Origin of the sequence: Dyadobacter sp. CY327, from assembly GCF_021390415.1 — a bacterium.
GTDB lineage: Bacteria > Bacteroidota > Bacteroidia > Cytophagales > Spirosomataceae > Dyadobacter > Dyadobacter chenhuakuii.
In genome coordinates, this window is the sequence record NZ_JAJUXJ010000007.1 from 1,488,143 (window position 1) to 1,509,229 (window position 21,087).

The 21,087-nt window shown below is 47.9% G+C and carries 14 protein-coding genes; 4 read left to right on the forward strand and 10 right to left on the reverse strand.

All coding sequences use genetic code 11. The features are described from left to right. Nucleotides 1-63: 63 nt before the first annotated feature. The 3 genes from LZG74_RS22495 to LZG74_RS22505 form a co-directional block, all read right to left on the reverse strand. Entirely contained in the window at nucleotides 64-1,323 is a 1,260-nt protein-coding gene (locus tag LZG74_RS22495; protein ID WP_233798739.1) for a right-handed parallel beta-helix repeat-containing protein, read from the reverse strand. 39 nt (nucleotides 1,324-1,362) lie between these two features. Then, a complete protein-coding gene (locus LZG74_RS22500; protein WP_233798740.1) occupies nucleotides 1,363-4,122 on the reverse strand; it encodes a TonB-dependent receptor in 2,760 nt (919 codons plus the stop codon). A gap of 259 nt (nucleotides 4,123-4,381) precedes the next feature. Continuing rightward, a complete protein-coding gene (locus LZG74_RS22505; RefSeq protein ID WP_233798741.1) occupies nucleotides 4,382-6,025 on the reverse strand; it encodes a tetratricopeptide repeat protein in 1,644 nt (547 codons plus the stop codon). A 203-nt stretch (nucleotides 6,026-6,228) separates the two neighbouring features. Between LZG74_RS22505 and LZG74_RS22510 the strand changes: the two genes are divergently transcribed. Continuing rightward, nucleotides 6,229-7,230 (forward strand): endonuclease, encoded by a 1,002-nt coding sequence (locus LZG74_RS22510; RefSeq protein ID WP_233798742.1) that lies wholly within the window; start codon nucleotides 6,229-6,231, stop codon nucleotides 7,228-7,230. On the opposite strand, the gene LZG74_RS22515 is transcribed toward LZG74_RS22510, so the two are convergent. The 6 genes from LZG74_RS22515 to LZG74_RS22535 all read right to left on the reverse strand — a co-directional run bounded on the left by LZG74_RS22515 (nucleotide 7,209) and on the right by LZG74_RS22535 (nucleotide 14,218). Next, on the reverse strand, nucleotides 7,209-8,315 hold the full coding sequence (locus LZG74_RS22515; protein ID WP_233798743.1) for a glycosyltransferase family 4 protein: 1,107 nt from the start codon (nucleotides 8,313-8,315) through the stop codon (nucleotides 7,209-7,211). The genes LZG74_RS22510 and LZG74_RS22515 overlap by 22 nt on opposite strands. Before the next feature lie 50 nt (nucleotides 8,316-8,365). Continuing rightward, nucleotides 8,366-9,349 carry a lysylphosphatidylglycerol synthase transmembrane domain-containing protein gene (locus LZG74_RS22520; protein ID WP_233798744.1) on the reverse strand — a complete coding sequence of 328 codons (984 nt, stop codon included), beginning with the start codon at nucleotides 9,347-9,349 and terminating at the stop codon, nucleotides 8,366-8,368. Continuing rightward, nucleotides 9,346-10,518, reverse strand: coding sequence for a glycosyltransferase family 1 protein (locus tag LZG74_RS22525; protein WP_233798745.1), 1,173 nt, complete (start codon nucleotides 10,516-10,518; stop codon nucleotides 9,346-9,348). Before LZG74_RS22525 ends, LZG74_RS22520 begins: the two co-directional genes overlap by 4 nt. 102 nt (nucleotides 10,519-10,620) lie before the next feature. Further along, entirely contained in the window at nucleotides 10,621-10,953 is a 333-nt protein-coding gene (locus LZG74_RS26455; RefSeq protein WP_235177947.1) for an outer membrane beta-barrel family protein, read from the reverse strand. A 44-nt stretch (nucleotides 10,954-10,997) separates the two neighbouring features. Continuing rightward, nucleotides 10,998-12,089 (reverse strand): carboxypeptidase regulatory-like domain-containing protein, encoded by a 1,092-nt coding sequence (locus LZG74_RS22530; protein WP_310589368.1) that lies wholly within the window; start codon nucleotides 12,087-12,089, stop codon nucleotides 10,998-11,000. Between the two features lie 194 nt (nucleotides 12,090-12,283). Beyond that, nucleotides 12,284-14,218 carry a KUP/HAK/KT family potassium transporter gene (locus tag LZG74_RS22535; RefSeq protein WP_233798746.1) on the reverse strand — a complete coding sequence of 645 codons (1,935 nt, stop codon included), beginning with the start codon at nucleotides 14,216-14,218 and terminating at the stop codon, nucleotides 12,284-12,286. Nucleotides 14,219-14,629: 411 nt separating this feature from the next. Here LZG74_RS22535 and LZG74_RS22540 point away from each other — a divergent pair, with 411 nt between their 5' ends. Genes LZG74_RS22540 through LZG74_RS22550 form a run of 3 tightly spaced genes read left to right on the forward strand, consistent with a single transcriptional unit; the run spans nucleotide 14,630 to nucleotide 19,144 of the window. Then, nucleotides 14,630-15,835: a glycoside hydrolase family 2 TIM barrel-domain containing protein gene (locus LZG74_RS22540; RefSeq protein ID WP_233798747.1), complete on the forward strand. Its 1,206-nt coding sequence runs from the start codon at nucleotides 14,630-14,632 to the stop codon at nucleotides 15,833-15,835. After that, nucleotides 15,832-18,747, forward strand: coding sequence for a glycosyltransferase family 2 protein (locus LZG74_RS22545; protein WP_233798748.1), 2,916 nt, complete (start codon nucleotides 15,832-15,834; stop codon nucleotides 18,745-18,747). Before LZG74_RS22540 ends, LZG74_RS22545 begins: the two co-directional genes overlap by 4 nt. 25 nt (nucleotides 18,748-18,772) lie before the next feature. Beyond that, the gene (locus tag LZG74_RS22550) at nucleotides 18,773-19,144 is read left to right on the forward strand and encodes a glyoxalase (protein ID WP_233798749.1); all 372 of its coding nucleotides are present in this window, start codon (nucleotides 18,773-18,775) and stop codon (nucleotides 19,142-19,144) included. 13 nt (nucleotides 19,145-19,157) lie between these two features. On the opposite strand, the gene LZG74_RS26460 is transcribed toward LZG74_RS22550, so the two are convergent. Then, nucleotides 19,158-20,975 (reverse strand): response regulator, encoded by a 1,818-nt coding sequence (locus LZG74_RS26460; protein ID WP_233798750.1) that lies wholly within the window; start codon nucleotides 20,973-20,975, stop codon nucleotides 19,158-19,160. Nucleotides 20,976-21,087: the final 112 nt, after the last annotated feature.

A 21,087-nucleotide genomic window follows, 5' to 3' on the forward strand; every position in this document is an offset into this window, starting at 1 on the left:
CAGTTAAAAAAGCAAAAAAAAGCCCTCCCGATGCTGCCATGTGCACACCGGGAGGGTTTGAAATTATTTTGTTCCAAATGCACCGGCAAAGCTCGCTGGCGCGGGAGATTTGTAAGTAACACCGTTCACAAGCAGCCCCTCTGCGTACAAGCGGGTAAAATCCGTTTTTCCTTTGCCCAATGCAGGCGAACCTGCCTGCAAATGAAAGTCCCACTGCGTGTTGAACGCCGCGTTGTTCATGGCTGTGGTCAGTGGATAGTTCACAAACTTAGGATCATTCTCACCGGCTTTTGCGGAGATAAGGTCATTCGCTCCCTTCACGATCTCGGCCGACGGCTGAAACTGATTGGTTGTAGTCTGGTCTGCACCGTAGTAGAATGTGTTGGCAATTACCGAACGCGCATCTTCCGGATCGCCCGCGTCGCGTTTGATGCCGTAGCGGTCATTGGCAAGCAGGTTATTGTACAAATCCGCCCGAACACCCGATTCCACCCAGATCGACCCGCCTTTGGTCGTAGGCCTTCTCCAGCCTGCATTCACAATCGTGTTGTTATAGCCCACAACATAAGCCTGCGGCGTGCGCTCACCAGAGTTTGAAAGTTTCAATGCATTGGTATTAGGACTATACACGACATTGAAAGCAACATCTGCCTGCACCCCGGACTTGATATTGATCGCATCACCGCCCGATACGCCCGTGGTATAGAACATGTTGTTGGCAATGATCACTTTTCCGCCTTCAATGTAAAATCCGTCCTCGTTGAAATTGCGGATCGTGCTGTTAACAACAATGAATTTACCATTGATATTCATAAAATAAGCCACCGGAACGTGCTCGCCCGCTTCGGCTTTGTAAAGTCCTGCTTTTACGGATGGAGACTCTTCTGTCGTTACCGCACCGCCGTATTCGAGAATTGTGTTACTCAGGACCAGCTCGGTCGTGTTGGGTCCGGCAACCAGTCCGCCCCAAAGATTTCCGAATTGATTACCCGGGGTTTTCCAGGCATCGGGAACCGTAAATTTGACGGGCGCCGCCGCCGTACCCAGGCTATACAGGTTACCCAGCACAACTACTTCCGGTTTCACAACCGAGTCGCTGAACAACACCGTGACGCCTTCCTCAATGGTCAGCGACTTACCCGCGGGGACCTGAATGTGCCCGGTTATTTTATATGTGCCGCCCTTGGTCCAGACACCGGAAACTTCACCCGAAACCGATTCTTCAACAACCGGCGGAACAACGGGCGTAGGCTCCGTATCATCATCACTGCAGCTGGCCAGCGCGAAAATGGCTAAACCCGCCGCCAGAATTGTGTTTTTCATTTTCAACGTGTACATGTTTTTTTGTTTTGTATGAATTGTTTAAAATTTGATTCTTGCTCCCAGCAAATAGGATCTTTGGTAAAAATCCCTTCTGATTAATGTACCCTCGCCCAGGTCCTGGCCCGGCGCACCTTCATTCTTCGGACTCCGCGTTTTCATGTATACTTCCATGGGTGTATTCAGCAGATTATTGGCTTTTATAAATATCCCTAAACCGTTTTTAAAGGTTTTTTCCAGAGAAGCATCCAATTGTACAAAGCCTTTTTGCCAAAGATCATTGTCCAGAAACTGCGCTACTGTATTGATACGGTCACCCGTATACGATCCTGCGAGTTGCGCATCCAAGCCACGGTCGGCATCCTTTAAAAGCACCGAGAGGTTTCCTACATGCGCAGACTGGCCATAGAGCGGGCGGGTCTGGTCTACGCTGATCGTTGCCAGATCGCCTTTGGCATCCCTGATGCGTTTCGATTTCGGGGTGGTGATCTGTGAATGCGTATAAGTGTAGTTCGCCTTGATCCCTATGAGCCTGAAATATTTGATATAATCCACTTCCAGACCGTAATTGGTGGCATTTCCAAAGTTTCCGGGCGCATAGTAAATGTCCTGGCCCCTGTTTGCATCGCGTTGTAAGGTGTACTCAATCGGGTCCTTAATGTGTTTGTAAAACAACCCAACCATCAGTTGCTCCGCAGGCTTTGGAAAAAGCTCGTATCGCAGGTCAATGTTGTCGGCTATTGCCCTTTTCAGATCTGCATTTCCGCGTTCCTGATATTCTTCCTGCACAATGCGGTATGGAACGATTTCGAAAAAGCCGGGCCGGTTGAGCGACCTGAAATAGGAGGCCCTGAGATTTACATTTTGCAGGGTTTTGTATTTAAAATGAATGCTCGGCAACACGTCGGTGTAAACCTGCTTACCTTCCGGGCGCTCCTCCCCGATCGGGAAAAGCATCTTATAACCCTGGTCCGTTGCTTCCACCCTGACGCCGCCAAGCACTTCCAGTGTCTCCGTGCCTGCTTTAAATTGGAGATAACCCGCCTTGATCTGCTCGCTTGCATCATAGTTCAATGCGGACGCAACGGACCCTCTCGGGTTTTGTACAACCCATCCGATCTGCGTATAATCCGTAAAATCGGTTCCGAACTGGTCAAATGGGCGCGATGGGCGCAGTTGGTAATTGTTGTAAAAATTGCTTCTGGCTTTATCACGATATAGTCCGCCGGCCGACCATTCGGTCCGGACATTGCCTACGGGCCATGCGTAAGTGAAATTCAGATATCCTGACCAGTCGCGATCCGTGTTGTGTTCCCACCGCCTCGTGGCGTCTCCTACTGTCGTCCGTTTTTCAATATAATTCTCACGAATTCCCAGCAAAGGCACATTGGCATTATCGGGCACTTCATTGGTTGCCTTGGAATAAACCGCCGACCATTGCACGGCAAAACGGCCTGTGAGCTGATGCTTGCCTTGCAGTGTACTGTTCAGAATCCGCTGCCTGGTCAGCCTCGATCGGGTGTTGTAACCAAGCGTCGCATTGCCCAGCACAGGATCGTAACCGCCAATGGTCAGCTGCGTCGATTTCACATCCCGGACCTGCACATTGGTAAGGCTCATCCATGCATTGTAAAACTGGATCTTGTGTTTGTCACTGATGCGGTAATCGATCTTGGAATGCAGGCCATAGCGCGTTTGCTGCTCCGAATATTGCCGCTCGCTCATATTAGTAAGCGTTTCGCCACGAAGCGTATCCACACTTTCGGAATTAAAGAAAAGGCTGTTGCTTCCGCGGAATGTATTCTGATAGCTGCCCGCCAGCAAAATCCCCAGCTTATTGTTCAAAAAACGGTTTCCGATTGCCAGGCTGCCGAGCAGATTCGGAAGCGGAGATTTAGAAGAATAATCAACCGGAGCTTTCGTAAAATCCTGTGGCGTGGCATTATACTGGTTTCCACCCCGCTCGTAAGGCGATTTGGATTGAGTATTTTTGAAATCGTAACCCATAAAGTCACGTCTCAGAAAAAGCTCATTGTAACCCGTGGAAATGGTGCCGGAAACAGTGAAATGGTCGGGCGCATCTTTCATGACCATATTAATGGCCCCGCCTACGGCATCACCCTCCATCGATGGCGTCAATGCTTTGTACACTTCCAGTCTGTCCAGCAGATCCGACGGGAAAATGTCCAACGGCACATAACGGTATTTGTTATCCGGGCTCGGGATTTTCACCCCGTTTACCAGTGTATAATTGTAACGTTTATCCATGCCTCTCAGGATCGCATGCTGGCCGTCACCATTGCTGTTGCGCTCAATGGTAACCCCTGAAATCCGCTGGATCACATTGGCCACTGTCAGATCCGGCGAAATCTCGATCGTCTTACCGGAGACAATGTTCATTACTTGCCCTGCATTGCGTTCCAGCGACCTGGCCGACTGATCGCTTGTCCCGTCTTTCTTTCCATAAACCTCAATTTCGTGCAGCTCGTGATCGCTCGCCGTTTGCAGTAACAGGTTCAGCTGCACGACTTCATTGGCATCAATTGTAAATTCCTTCTGGGTTAAGGCATAGGAAATATGCCGGACAATGAGCCGGTAGGAACCGCTTTGCAGGTTTGGAATTATAAAAGATCCGTCCAGGCCGGAAACATCATGAAAGTCTGTTCCTTCAATCATCACCACCACGCCCAATGCGGGTTCGCCGGTTGCGGCTTCCAGTAATTTTCCTTTAACAGTTCCTGCCTGCAAGAGTGACGAGGAGAGCATTGCAAGCAACAGGGATGTGTAAATCTTTATCAGCATATATCAATTCGCATTCGACTTTTTAAATCCTGTCGGCGCGGCCAATGAAATGTCCGGCGATGACAATGCGAAGGTGATAAAAGAATGAAGAGCTGGCCAAATGCACGGCGTTACAAAAAAGCAACGCTGCCCTGACGGGCGTTACAAAAAGGAAACACAGCGCATTTAAAATACACAAAACACTGATTTTAAGGCAAGTACAAATGAATTTTCCACCATTAACATTCTGTTACCACAATGTTATCTTAATGTGAAGTCCCTAAATCGACTGAATGAAGGTTGAAATGTTGTCGCCCTGCTGGATGTTCAACTTTTTGCGCAGGCGGTGCCGCATGACGCGGAGGCTGTCCTGGGAAACGCCGAGGAGTGTTGCAATGTCGGCGGAAGTGTGGTTCATCTTCATCAATGCGAGCACGCGCAGGTCGTTGGAGGTGAGCGAGTCCGATTGCTGTTGCAAGCGGTCGAAAAATGACTGGTGCACCTGCTCGAATATCGTCCTGAATTCTTCCCAATGCTGGTCGTCGCTCAGGCCAAGGCGGATCTGTTCGGCGAGTTGCCGAATCTGCTTTTTCTGGTCGCGCTTGTCTTCTTTGCCCAGCTCGTCGAGTTTTGTTTGCAGATCTTCCAGCAGCTGGTTTTTGCGGATGACGTGCAATGTATAGCTGCTGAGTTCCTTTGTCCTGATCTCCAGTTGCTGTGTCAGGTTTTCTTCCTGTAACTTTTTGTTTTGCAAATCCACTTCCATCAGCTGGTTTCGGGCTTCAAGGAATTGCTTATGCTGTGCATGGAGTTTTTGCTCGTTCCTGAATTTGAGCCGCTGCCTGCTGATGACCAGCCCTGCAATGAGAATAACCAGCACCACCACAACACCAATAGCGACGGAGACCATCAGATCGGCTTTTCTGGCCTGTGTTAGTTGTTCAATCTCATTATCTTTTTGCTCAATGTCGTAGAGTGTTTGCAGCAGTGCGAGCTGCTTGTTGCTTTCCTGCGAATAGATTTTGGTTAAATACTCACGGCTTAATGCCAGGTAATAAAAGGCGCTGTCATTTTTGTTCAGGAAGTTGTATCCCTTTGCGATATCATTGTATGCGCCCGAAAGCTGGTAAAAATCATCCTTCCTGCGCGCCAGCTCCATCGCCTGAAAGCTGAAATGAAGCCCTTTCCGATACTGGCCCGTTTTGCGCAAAACATCACCCAGGTTATTCAGCACTTCAATCTGCGCCTGCTCATGTCCCTGCTGCCGGTTGATCTTGTAAGCCCGGTCAAAATTGGCATAAGCCGAATCATAACGTTCCTGATCTTCATAAATGCTTCCCAGGTTTTCATAGATCTTGGCGACTCCCTCCCGCATATTTTCCTGCTGATATGCTTCCAGGGCTTTGTTCTGAAAGTAAAAAGCACTGTCATAATCCTGCTTCTTTTCATATAAATGCCCTATCCGGCCGAAAATGTCCGCCCTGCCTGCCCCACTTCTCAGTTCTTTATAATGGCCAAGCGCTTCGTCGTATTGCTTTCGGGCAGTGGGAGCTTGCCTGTTCCGGTAGTAAAGCTCGCCGAGCATAGCGAGGTTTTCTGCGAGCCGTTTCTTCTCGCCTTTGGCCCGGTAAATTTTATCTGCTTTGAGCAGATATTCCAGCGATTGCGGATAGTGACCGGAGAGAAAAAGAATGCGGCCGATCTGCTGCAGGTAACCCGCCGCTGTGAGATCATTATTTTCAGCAATCGCCTGGTTATACTTTTCTTTTGTGACAACAAGCAGTGAGTCGGGCCTGGTGTATTCGCTGATGATCCTTTCACGGCTGCTTTCCGCATCTGCGAAAGGATTGCGGGATTGCGCGTGACCATACGCGGATATAAAAATAAAACAAAGGCAACACGCCCAACCTAACCAGACCTTCATTTGAGAGATTCTATTTCGGGCTTATCCATGCCTTAGTCCGGCTTTAAATTCTTGCTTGACCTTCATACAGTCGTTACAGATCGCCATCAACATTTTTTCAAAAATACAATTTGTTTTTCTGCTTGTCACAGATTTAACGATTCAATAACACCTGCTCTTCATTGAGGTCATACTGCAAGTGTAATTTGGCATCAACTAATTCAATGACGATGCCAGCTAATTGCAGAAACAAAAGATTTTTGAGCGTGTGGGGACTTTTCGTGCTTGTATTGACATGCAACAGCACCGAACGCACCAACGGGTCGACCGTGATTGACTTGCAGATGGGAAAGAACAGTTTTATGAAAAATGAAACCAGGGGACAGTTCTCAGCCATCAGCTACAACATTGCCGGTCTGCCGGCAATCATTTCCAGCGCAAAAACGCCCAGGGCTTCCAGCATTGAAGCCATTGGCAAGAAATTACAGGCTTTTGACATTGTGCATGTTCAGGAAGATTTTAATTATCATACCCAATTGTATGACGGCGATGATGTCCACAACTACCGTACCGAAACCAAAGGGGCTGTCCCGTTTGGCGATGGCCTGAACACGTTGTCGAAATTCCCTTTGAGCAATGTTGTCCGCGTGAACTGGGATGACTGCACCGGGGCCGATTGCCTGACTCCCAAGGGATTTTCCTACACCAGTATACAAGTAGCGCTGAATGTTTTCATTGATTTTTATAATGTTCATTCCAATGCTTACAATACGCAGCCTGCCGCTGCGGCACGTCGTGAAAATATCAAACAGCTTTCAAAATTTATCCGCGAACATTCGGCTGGTAATGCGGTTGTTCTGATGGGTGACTTAAACGGACGTTATGGTTTTTTCTATGACAACATTCAGATACTGACAAAGGAAAACGGCCTGCAAGATGCGTGGATCAACCATAAGAACAGCGGGAAAATGCCGGATGCATCCAAAGTAATCCCCTTAGCCAACATCCTGAACCTGAGCGACAGCAGTGAAACCATTGACAAAATATTTTTCCGCAGCAGCGAAACGTTAGAACTCCAGGCGACCAGCTATTCTTTTTTGAACAATGATTTCATTAATGAAGAAGGCCTGCCCCTATCCGACCACCATCCCGTAAGCGCACAATTCTCCTGGCAAGTCAAAACCGGTGTAAAATATGGTTCCGATCATTTGGCAAAAGCGCTATAATACGCCCTAACCATTTTATCCCAACTGTAATTTGCGGCTGTAAACTCCCGGAAAGCTTGCCTGTTCCCCTCGAACTTTCCCCTATCCGTGAGGATTTCATTGAGCTTTGTTGCCCAGGCATTTGCGTCCTGACTTGGAAGCAAAAAGCCATTTTTACCATGCTGGATGGCATCAGGAATGCCGTCCATGTCCGCTGCAAAGACCAGTGCTCCCGCCAGGGCTGCTTCAATGCACACCAACCCGAAACCTTCCATATCACCATCAATATGGATATTCGGCATAATAAATGCTTCCGACGCTTGTAATATCACTTTTTTATCCCCGGAAGGCAGGCGGCCCAGATGCCTTACGGATGTCGTGAAATCCGGATTGTTCAGTAAAGACCTGATCATTGCCGCATCGGACCCGAAGCCCAGGAAAAGCATGATCCGTTCCCGCAGCTTGCCGGGAACGAGCGATAATATGCGTTCAAAAAAGCCCGGACGGTTATCAAATGGACCGATGAGTAACACAAAAAAGCGGGGATCCAGCCTGGGAACGACTTCCCTGATAAACCAGGAGAAACCCTTGCGCTTCACCGCCCTGCCTACCGCAACCAGCAAATGCCGATCTGCGGGAATGGCGTATCGTTCCAGCACTTGCTGACTGGTTTTTGAATGCTGAATTCCCTCTCCGCGCTCTTCATCCACACCATTATTGATAACGATGATCCTACGAGGATCAATTCCCAATGCAATCGCCTGATTTGCGGTGGCCCGGCTTACTGCGATGAAAAGGTCGAACCGGTTGAATTTCGGGAGGACGCGCTTACTGTATATTTCACTTGGAAATACGACATCGAGCCCGTGCAATGTTACTGTGCGTTTCAGATGCTCGTAACCTTTGTGATGCAGGCAGCATGTTGCCAGAAGGGCATCATTGAAGTGGATAACGGTGATCCCGGGGTGCGCTTTGCAGATTCGCAGAATATTGCGCCGCAGCGTTAGGAAGAACATAAACCGGCTCCCTTTTCCTTCGTATATAAGGCGGTGGACGCGGCAGTAACGCTCCATCCCGGTAACCAGCTCGAAACTTTGCTTTTCCATTCCGCCAACCGCTGGGGGGAATTTGTGGCTGACAAACAGAATTTCCATAGTCAGGAGTAGAGGCGCTTTTTGTATATAAAAAACGAATAGAAAATGGCCCCTACCAGGATCCAGAACAGCTGACGAGCCCTGCGCAAAGCCGAAACGGACAGCCAAAGCGGAATACTGCTGATTCCCAATAGTGACAACATGATCTTATTACCAAATTCTTCTACCCCCACCTGCCCAGGCACAAAAGCACCGGCTGCTTTGACCAAGATAACGCCCATATCCAGCAAAAGGCTGTCGGCGATCGTGACATTGTAGCCGAAGAGCTTTAACACAATATAAAATTCCAGCGAACCGACTACCCAATGCAGCGTGAACAGGACAAATGCAAATGCGAGTTGCCTGGGATATGAATGATAAAAATCAGCCAGCTCTGCGCGTAGGTTGGCGAGCCGGGATTTTATGCGTGCCAACTTTGGATTTTTGTCAGCATTTAAATTAAAACCATAAATTTTATACAAAATAAAAACCAGCAGCAGGCAGATGATAAGCACCAGCAGGACAGATTTATATGGTAACCACGCGGCCATCGGTAATGGGTTTTTAAGCGAGAACCATACTAATGCTAAAATCAGAAGGCATATCTGGCTTGCAACCATCAACAACCGGGAAATGACTACGGATGTTAAAACTTTGGTTTCGCTCACCGGGTAAGGCCTTAGTAGCACAATTTTGAGCATATCGCCTCCCGCAAAGCTTGCAGGGTTGAACAGGCCGACGGTTTCACAAACGTGCCGGATCATGAAAAGATCGGTTTTCGGGATGGATCCTTTCGCGTTGCCGAGGCAATACCACCAGCCCAATGTCCCCAGCGCATAAGCCACTGAGGTGCTGAGTAAGACCCAGCCAAAACCCGCTCCCACTTTCGCCAGAGCTGCCTGCACCTGATGCGGGTCGATGACTTTCAGATATTGCCAGAGCAACACCAGCATACTCACCAGAAGCAACGCTTTAAGGACTCTTATGAGAAGCGGATGTAATTTCAAACTTTCAGGTTTTTCGTAAATGAGGTTGCCAGCTCATGCAGGTCATCAAAATAGGTCTTAGCCAGTGTTGTCCAGTTGAACGCTTTGCTATGATCTACCGCATTAGCAGACATATGCTGCTGCAATGTTGGGTTTTGAATGACCCGACGGATTTTTTCTGCATATGCATGGGCATCAGCCGGGTCGCATTTGAAACCGTTTACGCCATCTTCGACTATATCTTTACTGCCACCGCCGTCGGCGATAACGGGCACCAAACCCGACGCCATCGCTTCCAGCACGACATTACCAAATGTTTCGGATATGGACGGAAAGATAAAAACAGAGGCCGATGCGTAAAGCACCGCTAATGCGTCATGGTCCTGTTTTCCGACGAAAATCGCGTCCGGCATTTTTCGCATGCAATCTTTTGCCGCCGTACCATCTCCTGCAATGATCCAATTGCAGGCAAAGCCCTGGGCTTTCAAAACCGCATAGACAGCAATCAATGTTTCCAGATTTTTTTCCCAAACCAGCCGGCTCGCAAACAGGATCGTAGGAAGCGAATTGTTGGTCAGCCGTTCTAAATACCGCGGATCTTTTTTGTGCGGTGAAAATAGCGCCGTATCAATGCCACGCTGCCAGATCCTGAGATTCATGGCAGACATTCCGGTGGATACCAGCTCATCGGCCAGGCTTACAGACGGGATATACACCCGGTCACAGGCGTCGTAAAACCTGTTCTGGATTGTGGTAAGCCGATCTGCCACGGGTTTGACCAAAAATGGAACATAACTGAAATAGTAAGCCATGTAGCTCGGGAAGTGCGTGTGATAAATGCTGATGACAGGCAGTTGCCGCTCTTTGGCGTATGCCAGTGCAAAATGTCCCAGGATCGACGGCGTGGCAATGTGTACCACGTCCGGGTTGAAGTTTTCCAGCTGTATTGTGATTTCGTCAGCCGTCAAGGACGGGATGGCCAGCTTGTATTTGGGGTTCAGCGGGATGCTGAATGAGCGCGTTTTAATGCACTCGAACTGGTTGATCCGGTCCGGCCCGCTCCCGCATACGAACAAAAAATCGAAGCGACTGGCATCAATCCTGTCCAGCAGCTGGAACATAGTCCGCGACGCGCCATCGAAGTCGGGAATCAGGATTTCTGCAAAAAATACAACTTTAATTTTTTTCATGGGCGCTTCAAAGCAACGAAAATAACCCATCCGCAGCGCCCGAATATGACCCTAATGTTAAATATGAAATCGTGCAAAAAGCCAGCGCATTGAGGTGCCTGGTCAGAACTCCTTTTCTCCAAATTCACTGGCTGGCAGCTTGCCTTTTTTGGAGGTTTGGTTGAGGTTGTAGCTCAGGTTTAAAAGAAAGATATCTGTCTCCTGAATGTAGTTGGTTGTTGTGAAAAAATCTTTCCCAAATGTGGTGATCCGTTGCCGGTTAGAGCCCAGGAGGCCAAGATCGACATTCTGCCATTGTAATGTTGCGGCCAGCTTGCCTTTCAGGAAGGTTTTTCTGGCGGATAAGTAGGGCAATGTCCGATGTGCTGCCTGCTTCAAGTCCCAAGGACGTTGCCAGGCCAGCATTGGTGTAAATGCGGTTGAGGATCGTATCATTATAGACACTGTTGACCCTATTAACCACATTCTTGATACGCTGATTATATGATTACATCACCCGTTTGCAGGTCCGTTTTTGTGTTATTATAAACGATATCGGCACGCCTCGACTGGGAACGAAACCCTGTATAAAAACCTACCGAAAATGCATCGCTCGAACGAGGCGTAAATGATACTGAGCCCCTCGCGGTGTAATTGTAGCGGATAAAACTCCGCTCCCCATCCGATGGAAACGAGGTGAATACCTGGCCGATTGTTGTATTTACATCGCCGGTTCGCTGCCCTGCGATATCGTTCCGGAGATAATTCCCGCTCAAACTGACATCCCATTTTTCGGAACGCGCATTGAATGTTACATCGCCGCCAAAACGGAGCGGATTGTGCAGGTTATCATAACGGTAAATGGCCGGAAGGCCTGCCTGCACATTGGCCGAAAACGATCTGCTTCCCGCCAGTGCCGCTTTTGTCGTGATATTGATGATCCCCGATTTGCCGTCCGGATCAAAACGTGCCGAGGGGGATGTGATCACTTCAACATTTTCAATGGTGTTGGCCGGAATCTGGTTCAGGATCGTTGCCGCGTCCGTTTGCACGGGTTTGCCATTAATCAATACCAAAAATCCGGACGAACCCCGCAACGTAATGTCCCCTTCGCTGCTGACTGTAACGGAAGGCGTATTTTTTAACACATCAATGGCCGTTCCGCCCTGGCTATTCAGGAATTTATCGGCCCGGTACACCTGTCGGTCCACTTTATTTTCGAGCAACTGGCGGTCGGCCGTGACATTCAATTCCTGTAATGTCCGGGGATCTGCGTCCATGAGAATCTGGCCCAGTTCAATGGTGTTTTGAGCTGCCAAAACGGGCACGGGAACCGTAGCCTTGCTGTATCCAATGTATTGCGTCTGGATATAGTATGAGCCTGATGTAACATTTTCGAACTTAAAAGCGCCATTTTCAGAGGTTAGTAATCCGGTTACCAATGTCGAGTCCGGGCTTTTGAAAAGTGCCACTGAGCAATATGCCAATGGTTGTTTGGTCTGCCGGTCGGCTACGCTGCCGGAGATGGTTTGCGCCTGTATACAGGCAATCGAAGTGAGTAAAATCAGTAAGGTAAAAGCAAAAATTTTCATGGTGAGTTAAAGGCACGTCCGTTGTTTTGCGGACGGGCAAAATTAACTCTACACCGGCGGTAGACTTTGTACATTCGCGCCGATTTCTGGTATATTCAAGAAATACCCTTCATTCTCTTGATCCTGAAAAGCTCACTCCCGTTCAGCTTATTTTTAATCGGCACTTCCATGATTGAAGAAATCTTTGCGCTAATCTAATATACCCGTCTCATTCTGATCTGGCTGGAAGAACTGATAACCAGCGGCACCTTTTCCACCTTCACCGAACTGTTGTCAAGGCCAAACCACTGCGCTTCTGAATTGGTAATGCTCTTGATGGCGAAATAAAACTTCATAACAAACTCCTCATGCCATGGAAGATCATTTTCAACAGACAAGTAACGTTCAAGAACCACAAAACGGAAGTCACCCGTAACATTCTGGCGGTTGAGTGACTCATACCGGCTGGTAATGTCGACCTCGTTATTGCGCACCATATCTTGCACCACATTGCGCAAGAACATATTAATGCGCTGCTCGACCCGAAAACCCAGAATAAAATTGATTTTGATCACATCATCCTCGGCCCTTACATTAACGTGGTAATCCATGGTGTACGGTTCGTCGGTCGTCTCCACGTGCACAAACCAATAGATATCCGCCCGTTTAGGCCGCTTTTGAAATATTGAATAAATGATTTTGTTTTCGATCTGGTCGTCCGCAGCCGCATTGGACATAAACACCAGATGCGTGGCATACTTGGGGACACTGATATCATTGCTAAGCTCTTTGAGCGCAGGGATATATTTGTCCAGATCCACGAATTCGGTCAGTCTGAGTTTAATCACATTCGCCCGCAGCCACATGGCCATCAGGTCTGCGATGACGATTGCCAATACCAGCGAAACCCAGCCGCCATGCGGGAACTTCAAAAGGTTGGCAGCAAGGAACGAGCCTTCGATAGCCAGGTAGACAACCATGAATGCTCCTACCCAGAGCTTTGCTATTTTATGTACAAAAAGATAGTACGAAAATAGCAAAGTAGTCATGATCATGGTGAGCGTAATGGCAAGCCCATATGCCGCTTCCATTTGCGATGATTCTTTGAAATACAATACAATACCAATGCATCCCGCCCACAAAAGCCAGTTTACACTCGGCACATAAAGCTGTCCTTTCTGATCACTTGGATAAATCAGGCGGACTTTGGGCCATAGATTTAGCCGGATGGCTTCCGAAACCAAGGTGAACGAGCCGCTGATGAGCGCCTGGCTGGCTATAATGGTGGCCATCGTAGCGACGCAAATCCCTGGCAACAACCACCAGTCGGGCATGATTTCATAAAATGGCTTTCTTCCATTCAATGTCTCTCCTACGTGCATCGCCAGCCACGCACCTTGCCCGAAATAGTTGATAACCAGGCAAGTTTTAACGTAAATCCAGCTGATCCTGATGTTGCCCCGGCCACAATGCCCGAGATCAGAATATAAGGCTTCGGCGCCGGTCGTACAAAGGAAAACGGACCCCAACAGCCAGAAACCTCCCGGATGGTTCGCCAAAAGCTGATAAGCATAATAAGGGTTGAATGCTTTGAAGATTTCGGGGTGGTAAAGCACTTGCGAAAGCCCGAGGACGAGCAGCATTAAAAACCAGACAAGCATCACCGGCCCAAATGCCCGCCCTACAATTGTGGTCCCAAAAACCTGAATGATGAACAACAATGTGAGAATCCCGATGACAATCGGAATCGTCTGAATATGCGGATACAGAATGCGAAGACCTTCCACGGCCGACGAAACCGAGATGGGCGGCGTGATAATCCCATCTGCCAGCAAAGTACTGGCCCCGATTATGGCTGGAATAGTGAGCCATTTTGCATTTTTTCGTACCAGAGCGTAAAGGGCTAATATACCGCCTTCACCATTGTTATCGGCCCGCAGGATCAGAATTACATACTTTACAGTGGTTTGCAATGTCAATGTCCAGAAAATGCAGGACACCGAGCCGTAAACAACATCCAATGCAATGGCCTCACCCCCGATAATGGCCTGCATTGCATACAATGGGGAGGTTCCGATATCTCCAAAAATAATCCCTAACGCGACTAACAGACCTGCCGCAGATGCCTTGTCACTATGTTTTAAACTCATTCTTGTTGTTAATTACTGCAATCACACAGACCTCGCCTTTATCAGGGCATATAAATTTGACAATATTAGGATATTTCGCATTCATCATGCTTTGCAGGATTACGATTCTTCGAAAAATTTTTAGTACAATCGATTCCACCAGGCAACCATTTGTGCTTCGCCGGATGCGCTAGATTGCCGCTGAGTGCGAGTCTGCCGGTTACGGGGGAGCAGCAAGCATTTTGAAATTTACCGTATTTTATTTATCTAGTGAATGTGAATTTCAATCATCCGCTTTTTGATGCTCCCCGCCTTGTCATGTCCGGCAAGCGTATTGGCTATTCCTTGATCTGCAGCGCTTGCGTGTACTTCGCAATCACTTTAACCTCTTGTCAAGGCAAAAAAGCGAACCCAGCGGTCAGAGTCCGCATTGTGGAATCCGATAGCGGTTACGTGTTTTTACGGAATGGCAAAGCATTTGAGATCAACGGCGCAAGCGGAACTTCAAACTTCCGTACGCTGCATGAAGCGGGTGGAAATTGTCTTCGTATCTGGGACACAGTTCATCTGCAGCAGACCCTGGACAGTGCGTACGCGAACGACATTGCCGTGATAGCGGGCCTTCCCATGCAAAACGGTGATCAAACCAAGCTGTATAATAACCCGGCTAAAGTTGCGGAGCAACTCGCTAAATTTCAATCGGTTATCAGCAGGCATAAGGATCACCCGGCACTCTTGATGTGGTGCCTTGGCAACGAGCTGGACTTCCCCTACGGCCCTTCATACAACCACTACTATGATGCCTTCAATGCGATTACGGATATGATCCGACGCATTGACCCGCATCATCCGGTCACCACCACGGTTCTGAATTTCAATAAAAAATACATTGCGAATATCCAGCTCCGCTGCGACATCGATCTCATTTCATTTAATATTTTCAATGATCTCCGCTTGCTGAGGAGGGATTTAAAACGATTTTCCTGGTTCTGGAATGGCCCTTATATGTTGCTGGAATGGGGAACCGATGGCCCCTGGACCGGAACCGAAAGCACGGCCTGGGGCGCATTTATTGAAAATCCAAGCAAAAAGAAGGCTGACGTTATCCAGCACCGTTATCAGGAAGCCATGCCGCGGGAAGACCCTCGCTTGCTGGGCAACTTTGTCTTTTTTTGGGGAAGCAAACAGGAAGCGACGCATATGTGGTTCAGCCTGTTTGACGAAGGGGGCAGGAAGTCCGAGCCGGTTGCTACTATGGAATACTTGTGGAAAAAGACCCGCCCGGATGAGCATTATCCCGAGGTGCGTTATATGCTGCTCAACAAAAAAGGCGCTGGTGACGATATTTTGCTAAATCCGGGACAAATGATGATCCCGGAACTGGCTGTTGACAAGAAAGATAGCATAGCCTCTGTCCATTGGGAGATTTTCAGGGAAGATTGGTATAAAAAGAATGGCCAAAACAGCACGCGAAAGCTTACTCCGCTCGATATGAAGGTGGAGCCAGGCGGGAAGCTTACCACTCAGTTTAAGTCACCTGCCGAAGAAGGACCTTACCGCATTTTTGCTAAAATATATGACTACAACGGAAACTTTGCTACCTGTAACACACCCTTTTACGTCGTAAGCGACCGATGAAGCGCATATTAATCACACCTCCAACGAAGCGAGAGCTGTTCACTCTTTGGGTGATGATCCTCATAGGATGCGTCGCAATCATCTTTTTCCTTTATAATGTGCTGGACCCCTCGGTGCGCGGCTACGCGCCACTTTACTGGATGCTGATAGTCACATTCGTGTTCACGTGCCTGAAACTGCTTTACGAATGGTATCATTATCTTTTTATTACTGTTCCGGAAACGCCACCGCTCACCAGAAACTTCAGGGTCGACATATTCACAACATTCTGTACCGGAGAGCCTTACGAGATGATCGTTGAAACGCTCAAAGCAGTCAAAGCGATTACCTACCCCCATGAAACTTACCTATGTGATGAAGCAAATGATCCTTTTTTGAAAGAGGCCTGCCAGCAGCTCGGCGCGCATCATATCACGAGGGTGGACAAAACAGATGCAAAAGCGGGGAACATAAACAATGCTTTGAAACGATCGTCGGGTGAGCTATGTGTTGTTCTGGATCCCGACCACGTCCCTACTCCTGATTTTCTTGACCCTATAATCCCGCATTTTGCAAATCCGGAAATCGGATATGTGCAGATTGTACAGGCTTATAAAAACGGCGACGAAAGCCTCGTTGCCAAAGGTGCAGCCCAGCAGACCTACCAGTTTTACGGTCCCATCATGATGACCATGAATAAATATGGAACCGTGCTGGCTATCGGCGCTAACTGTACATTCCGACGCACCGCATTGGATTCCATTGGCGGGCATGCGGCCGGGCTTGCCGAGGATCTGCACACCTCCATGCAGCTGCACGCGAAAGGATGGAAGTCGGTATATGTGCCTGCGATTGTGGCACGCGGGCTTGTCCCGTCAACACTTTCTGCATATTACAAGCAGCAGTTGAAATGGTCAAGAGGGGTTTTCGATTTACTGGTTACGGCTTATCCGAAATTGTTCAGCCAGTTTACCTGGCGGCAAAAGCTGCACTATGCCCTGCTTCCCATGCATTATATGTCGGGCATCATTTACCTGATCAACTTCTTGATTCCCATAATTGCACTTTGTTTTGGGGCCAGCCCCATGCATATGGATATTTCAGAATTTGGCCTGGCCGTTTTTCCGCTGATCGCATCCATTGTGCTCATCAGGCATTTTGTCCAGTGGTGGGTGATGGAAGACGAAGAGCGCGGGTTCCACATGGTCGGGGGATTGCTGCTGATCGGCACGTGGTGGATTTTTATCCTTGGTCTGGTTTATACTATTATAGGAAAAAAAGTACCCTATGTTCCGACGCCCAAGGATGGAAATGAAGCCAACAACTGGCCGCTGAACATTCCTAACCTTATTGTATTAGCGACCTCAGCCTTTGCAATAAGTTACGGATTACTCACCGACTGGAACCCTTACAACCTGGTTATGGCGGGTTTTGCCGGACTGAACTGTCTTTTTATGTGCTTCACCATTGCAGCAAGCCAGCAGCAGCAGTTTCGCGTCTTGCGCGCACACTACCCTTGGCTGAATGCACTTATGGGGCGAGTAAAAATAATAAAAGGAGTATTGTGGATTTTAAGACACCAGCTTTATACCGGCCTGCGCAGCACTGCTATGCTGGTAACGCTCCTGCTACTCGGTGTCTGGATTTATAACGCGAAGTTTAAGTTTCTGGAAAATGAATCCGGGTATGACAGAAATGAAAGGCACGGAATGCGCAGGCAGATTAGCCCTGGACTTAGTTCGGTAACATTGGAAACACCGCATCAGAAAGTGGCAAGCCATGATCTGACTTCTCCCTTTCATTCCAGCGCTATGGGTTCATTTAAAGGGACACGTGGCATAAATTACCTGAAAGGCTCCGATTGGAAAAATGAATATCATGCATTTACCAAAAAAGAGCTCACTACGGATTTTGAAGAAATGAAAAAGATTGGGATTAACACTGTAAAATTTTATGGACCAACCTTTTACGATCACAACATCCTCAGCGTTGCGGGCCAGCAGGGAATTGATCTTCACTACGGGTTCTGGATACCGGACGGCCTTGATTTCCGAAAAGACCAACCAATCCTGGAATCGCTTTCACAAAAAATATTGCGGACCGTTCGCAGGAACAAAACAAATCCGACCATTATTTCATGGAACATTGGAAATGATGTTTTCCAGAATCTGAGCCTTTATTACCGGCACTCAGATCTTGTCTATCAACAAGGCGCTTATCTGGTTTGGCTTAAAAAGCTTGTCTTGCAAATGAAGAAAGCGGATCCCAGACGCCCGATCACACTGGATATTCAGGTTTCTGAATTAATGCCTGGGCTCGTTGCCAGGGTAAGCGGTGCCGTTCCAGACATTGCATCCTACGGACTGGTTTTTAATCAACATTCATATCCCTACGCAATCCCTAAAAACTTTCCGCATTTCGTCAGTTATACCGAATTTGATGTCTATAACAGCCATGCAGGAGATTTAGCCGGTGTTTTTATTTCAAACTGGCAGGATGTTCACAGCCACGAAAAGGTCAGTTTTGATGGTGTCAAAGACGAGACCGGGCGCCGAAAAAATTCGTTTCTGCAACTTGCCGCCGCATGGAACAACGGGGCAGCACCATTGGAACTACCCAAAATAAAAATATTAAGACCTGCCGCCGCAACAGTTGCCGGCTTGTTTCTTGATTATCATGCGGTTATCAAGAAAGATGAAAATTGGTCGCTGGCCAGGAAAATGAATACCAATCTAAAATTTGAATGGAAGCTCGTGCAAATGGACGATATGTACCACCTCATATCCTCCAGGAACGTAGGCACTGGCCCAACCCTGAGCCTGCAAATTCCCAATGATCCCGAAACCTACAAACTTTACCTGTTTGTCCTACGTGGCAACAAGATAGTAGAAGTCATTCAATCCAGGCTTAACACACCGCTCGCGAGGCGGTAATTTTTAACTTTCAAAACTCACAAATATGAAACAATCGTCATTATCCATAAGGCCCTTTATAGGGAGCAGGGACTTTGAAATATCCCGAAATTTCTATCGCGATATGGGCTTCGAAGAAGTGGTGATCTCACCGGATATGTCTCTTTTCAAAACAGACAATGTTGGCTTTTACCTGCAGGACGCGTTTGTCCGGGATTGGATCGACAACACAATGATATTCATGGAAGTAAAAAATGTGCAAAGCACGTGGGACGAGCTTGTTGCACTCGATCTTCCGGCGAAATACAGCGGCGTGCGGCTCACACCTATTCGTGTCGAGCATTGGGGCCGCGAGTGTTTTGTCCACGATCCGTCCGGAGTGTTATGGCATTTCGGGGAGTTCTTTGATAAAAAATAGCGGTGAATGCGCATTAATGATCCTGAGCCAGGACTTGTGCTTGCGGTTTGGGCAAACTGCTGTCATCCTCCGTTTTGAGAAAAGTAAACAGGATATCGTAGAGGTCACCCGGAACATAAGGCTTCGCGAGATATCCGGAAAATCCGTTGGACAATGCTTTGTCACGCTCATCTGTAAACGCAGAGGCTGTCAGGGCGATTATGGGTGTAGTGGAGCCTTGTGCACGGATGAGCTGGGTAGCTTCAAAACCATTCATTACGGGCATTTTAAGATCCATTAACACCAAATCATAATGTTGGTTGTTGAACCGCTCAACCGCTTCACAACCATTTTGGGCCTTATCGTATTGCAAGCCGATCTTTTTGAGCAGATTGGTGGCAAACAGTAAATTAACTGCATTGTCATCCACGACCAGAATCCGGGCATCGGGAATAGCGACCGTTACGCGCGCCGGCTTCTCCACCACCAGTTGCTGGTTAGAATAGTCGAATTCAATGTCAAAGGAAAAACACGACCCTAGCCCCTCCTCACTTTCTAATTTAATTTCACTGCCGAAAAGCCGTAAAAGCTCCCTCGTTATCGCCAGCCCGATCCCCGTTCCGCGGTTACCCCGCTTTGCTTCACTGCTACTTTGGACAAATATTTCAAAAATGGAAGACTGATCTTCCGACGGAATACCGACTCCCGAATCGCTGATCTCGAAGTGCAAGGATATCCGGGTTTCATCCCTTTTTTGCTCCTTCACCGCCAGTTTTACAAATCCTTTTTCCGTGAATTTGACCGCATTATGAATCAGGTTGGTAAAAACCTGGTTAAGACGGACCTGGTCGCCGGTCAGCTGCGCAGGCAATGCTGGATCAATGTCAAAGATCAAATTCAACCCCTTCTCCTGGGCCCGGGGTATGAATGTCTTTTCAAGATTTTTAAGCAAAATATACAGGTCGAAGGGCTCCCTGGCGAGCTTGACATGATTGGAATTTATCTTATTGAAATCAAGAACATCATTGACGACGGCCATCAGGTGATCGGACGAAAACTTCAACGTACCGACCAATTCTCTCTGAAAATCCGTTCGCAAATCTTCCTGCAACATCAAGTGGATAACGCCTACAATCCCATTCAGCGGGGTCCTGATCTCGTGGCTCATAGTTGACAAGAAATCGGATTTGGCTTGCATTGCCTCTCTGGCGAGCTGGTTTTGCTTTTCGAGCTCCTTATTTTGTCTTTGTAAGCTGTTGAAATAAATAAACTCCCTATACTGCTTGTTATAGCGCATTTGCAATACCAATGGAAACACACTTTGGCCCAGAAAATAGAAAAAGCCGCCCTCTTTCAGAAAGTGAACCAGCACATCCGCTCCTTTGATATAGAGCGCTAATGAGAAAAAAAGAATGGTGGCAACCGAGCTGATGAGGGCATAGCTGAACTTCCAGTGCAAAACCCAAATCGAGAATATCAGCTGCAACGTCAGGTTGATACTCAGGTCGTAATAATATAGAGTCTGAAAACGGGCGAGGATAAACGAATGAAAAATAATCAGCAGGATCCGGCTGTAAAAGGAAGCATGCTGACTATTTATTTTCCCTCTGAAATGCAGGAAAATGATCCCTGCTACCAAGCCGCTGCAAGCCAGTTGTATCAGAAAAATAGACCGGTAATTGGGATTGCCATTCAGGTAGTAAAGAATGGACGTGGATGGATAGCAAACCAAAAAAGTCAAACAAAATATCCTGTTACCCCACAATGCCCTGGCCTCGAATGCCTCGTTCCAGAGGTTCGTTAAGCCATGCGGATCGCCCTTTATCGCATTCTGAAAGATAGTTGCAGCCACTGTTTGTAAAACTAGATCTAAAACTTTGCAAAGTAGTTATTTGCAATTCATATTCCGCTTTGTAAGCACCGGAACCGCAAATAAATATTGCCCGCATCCTGACCTTTACGCT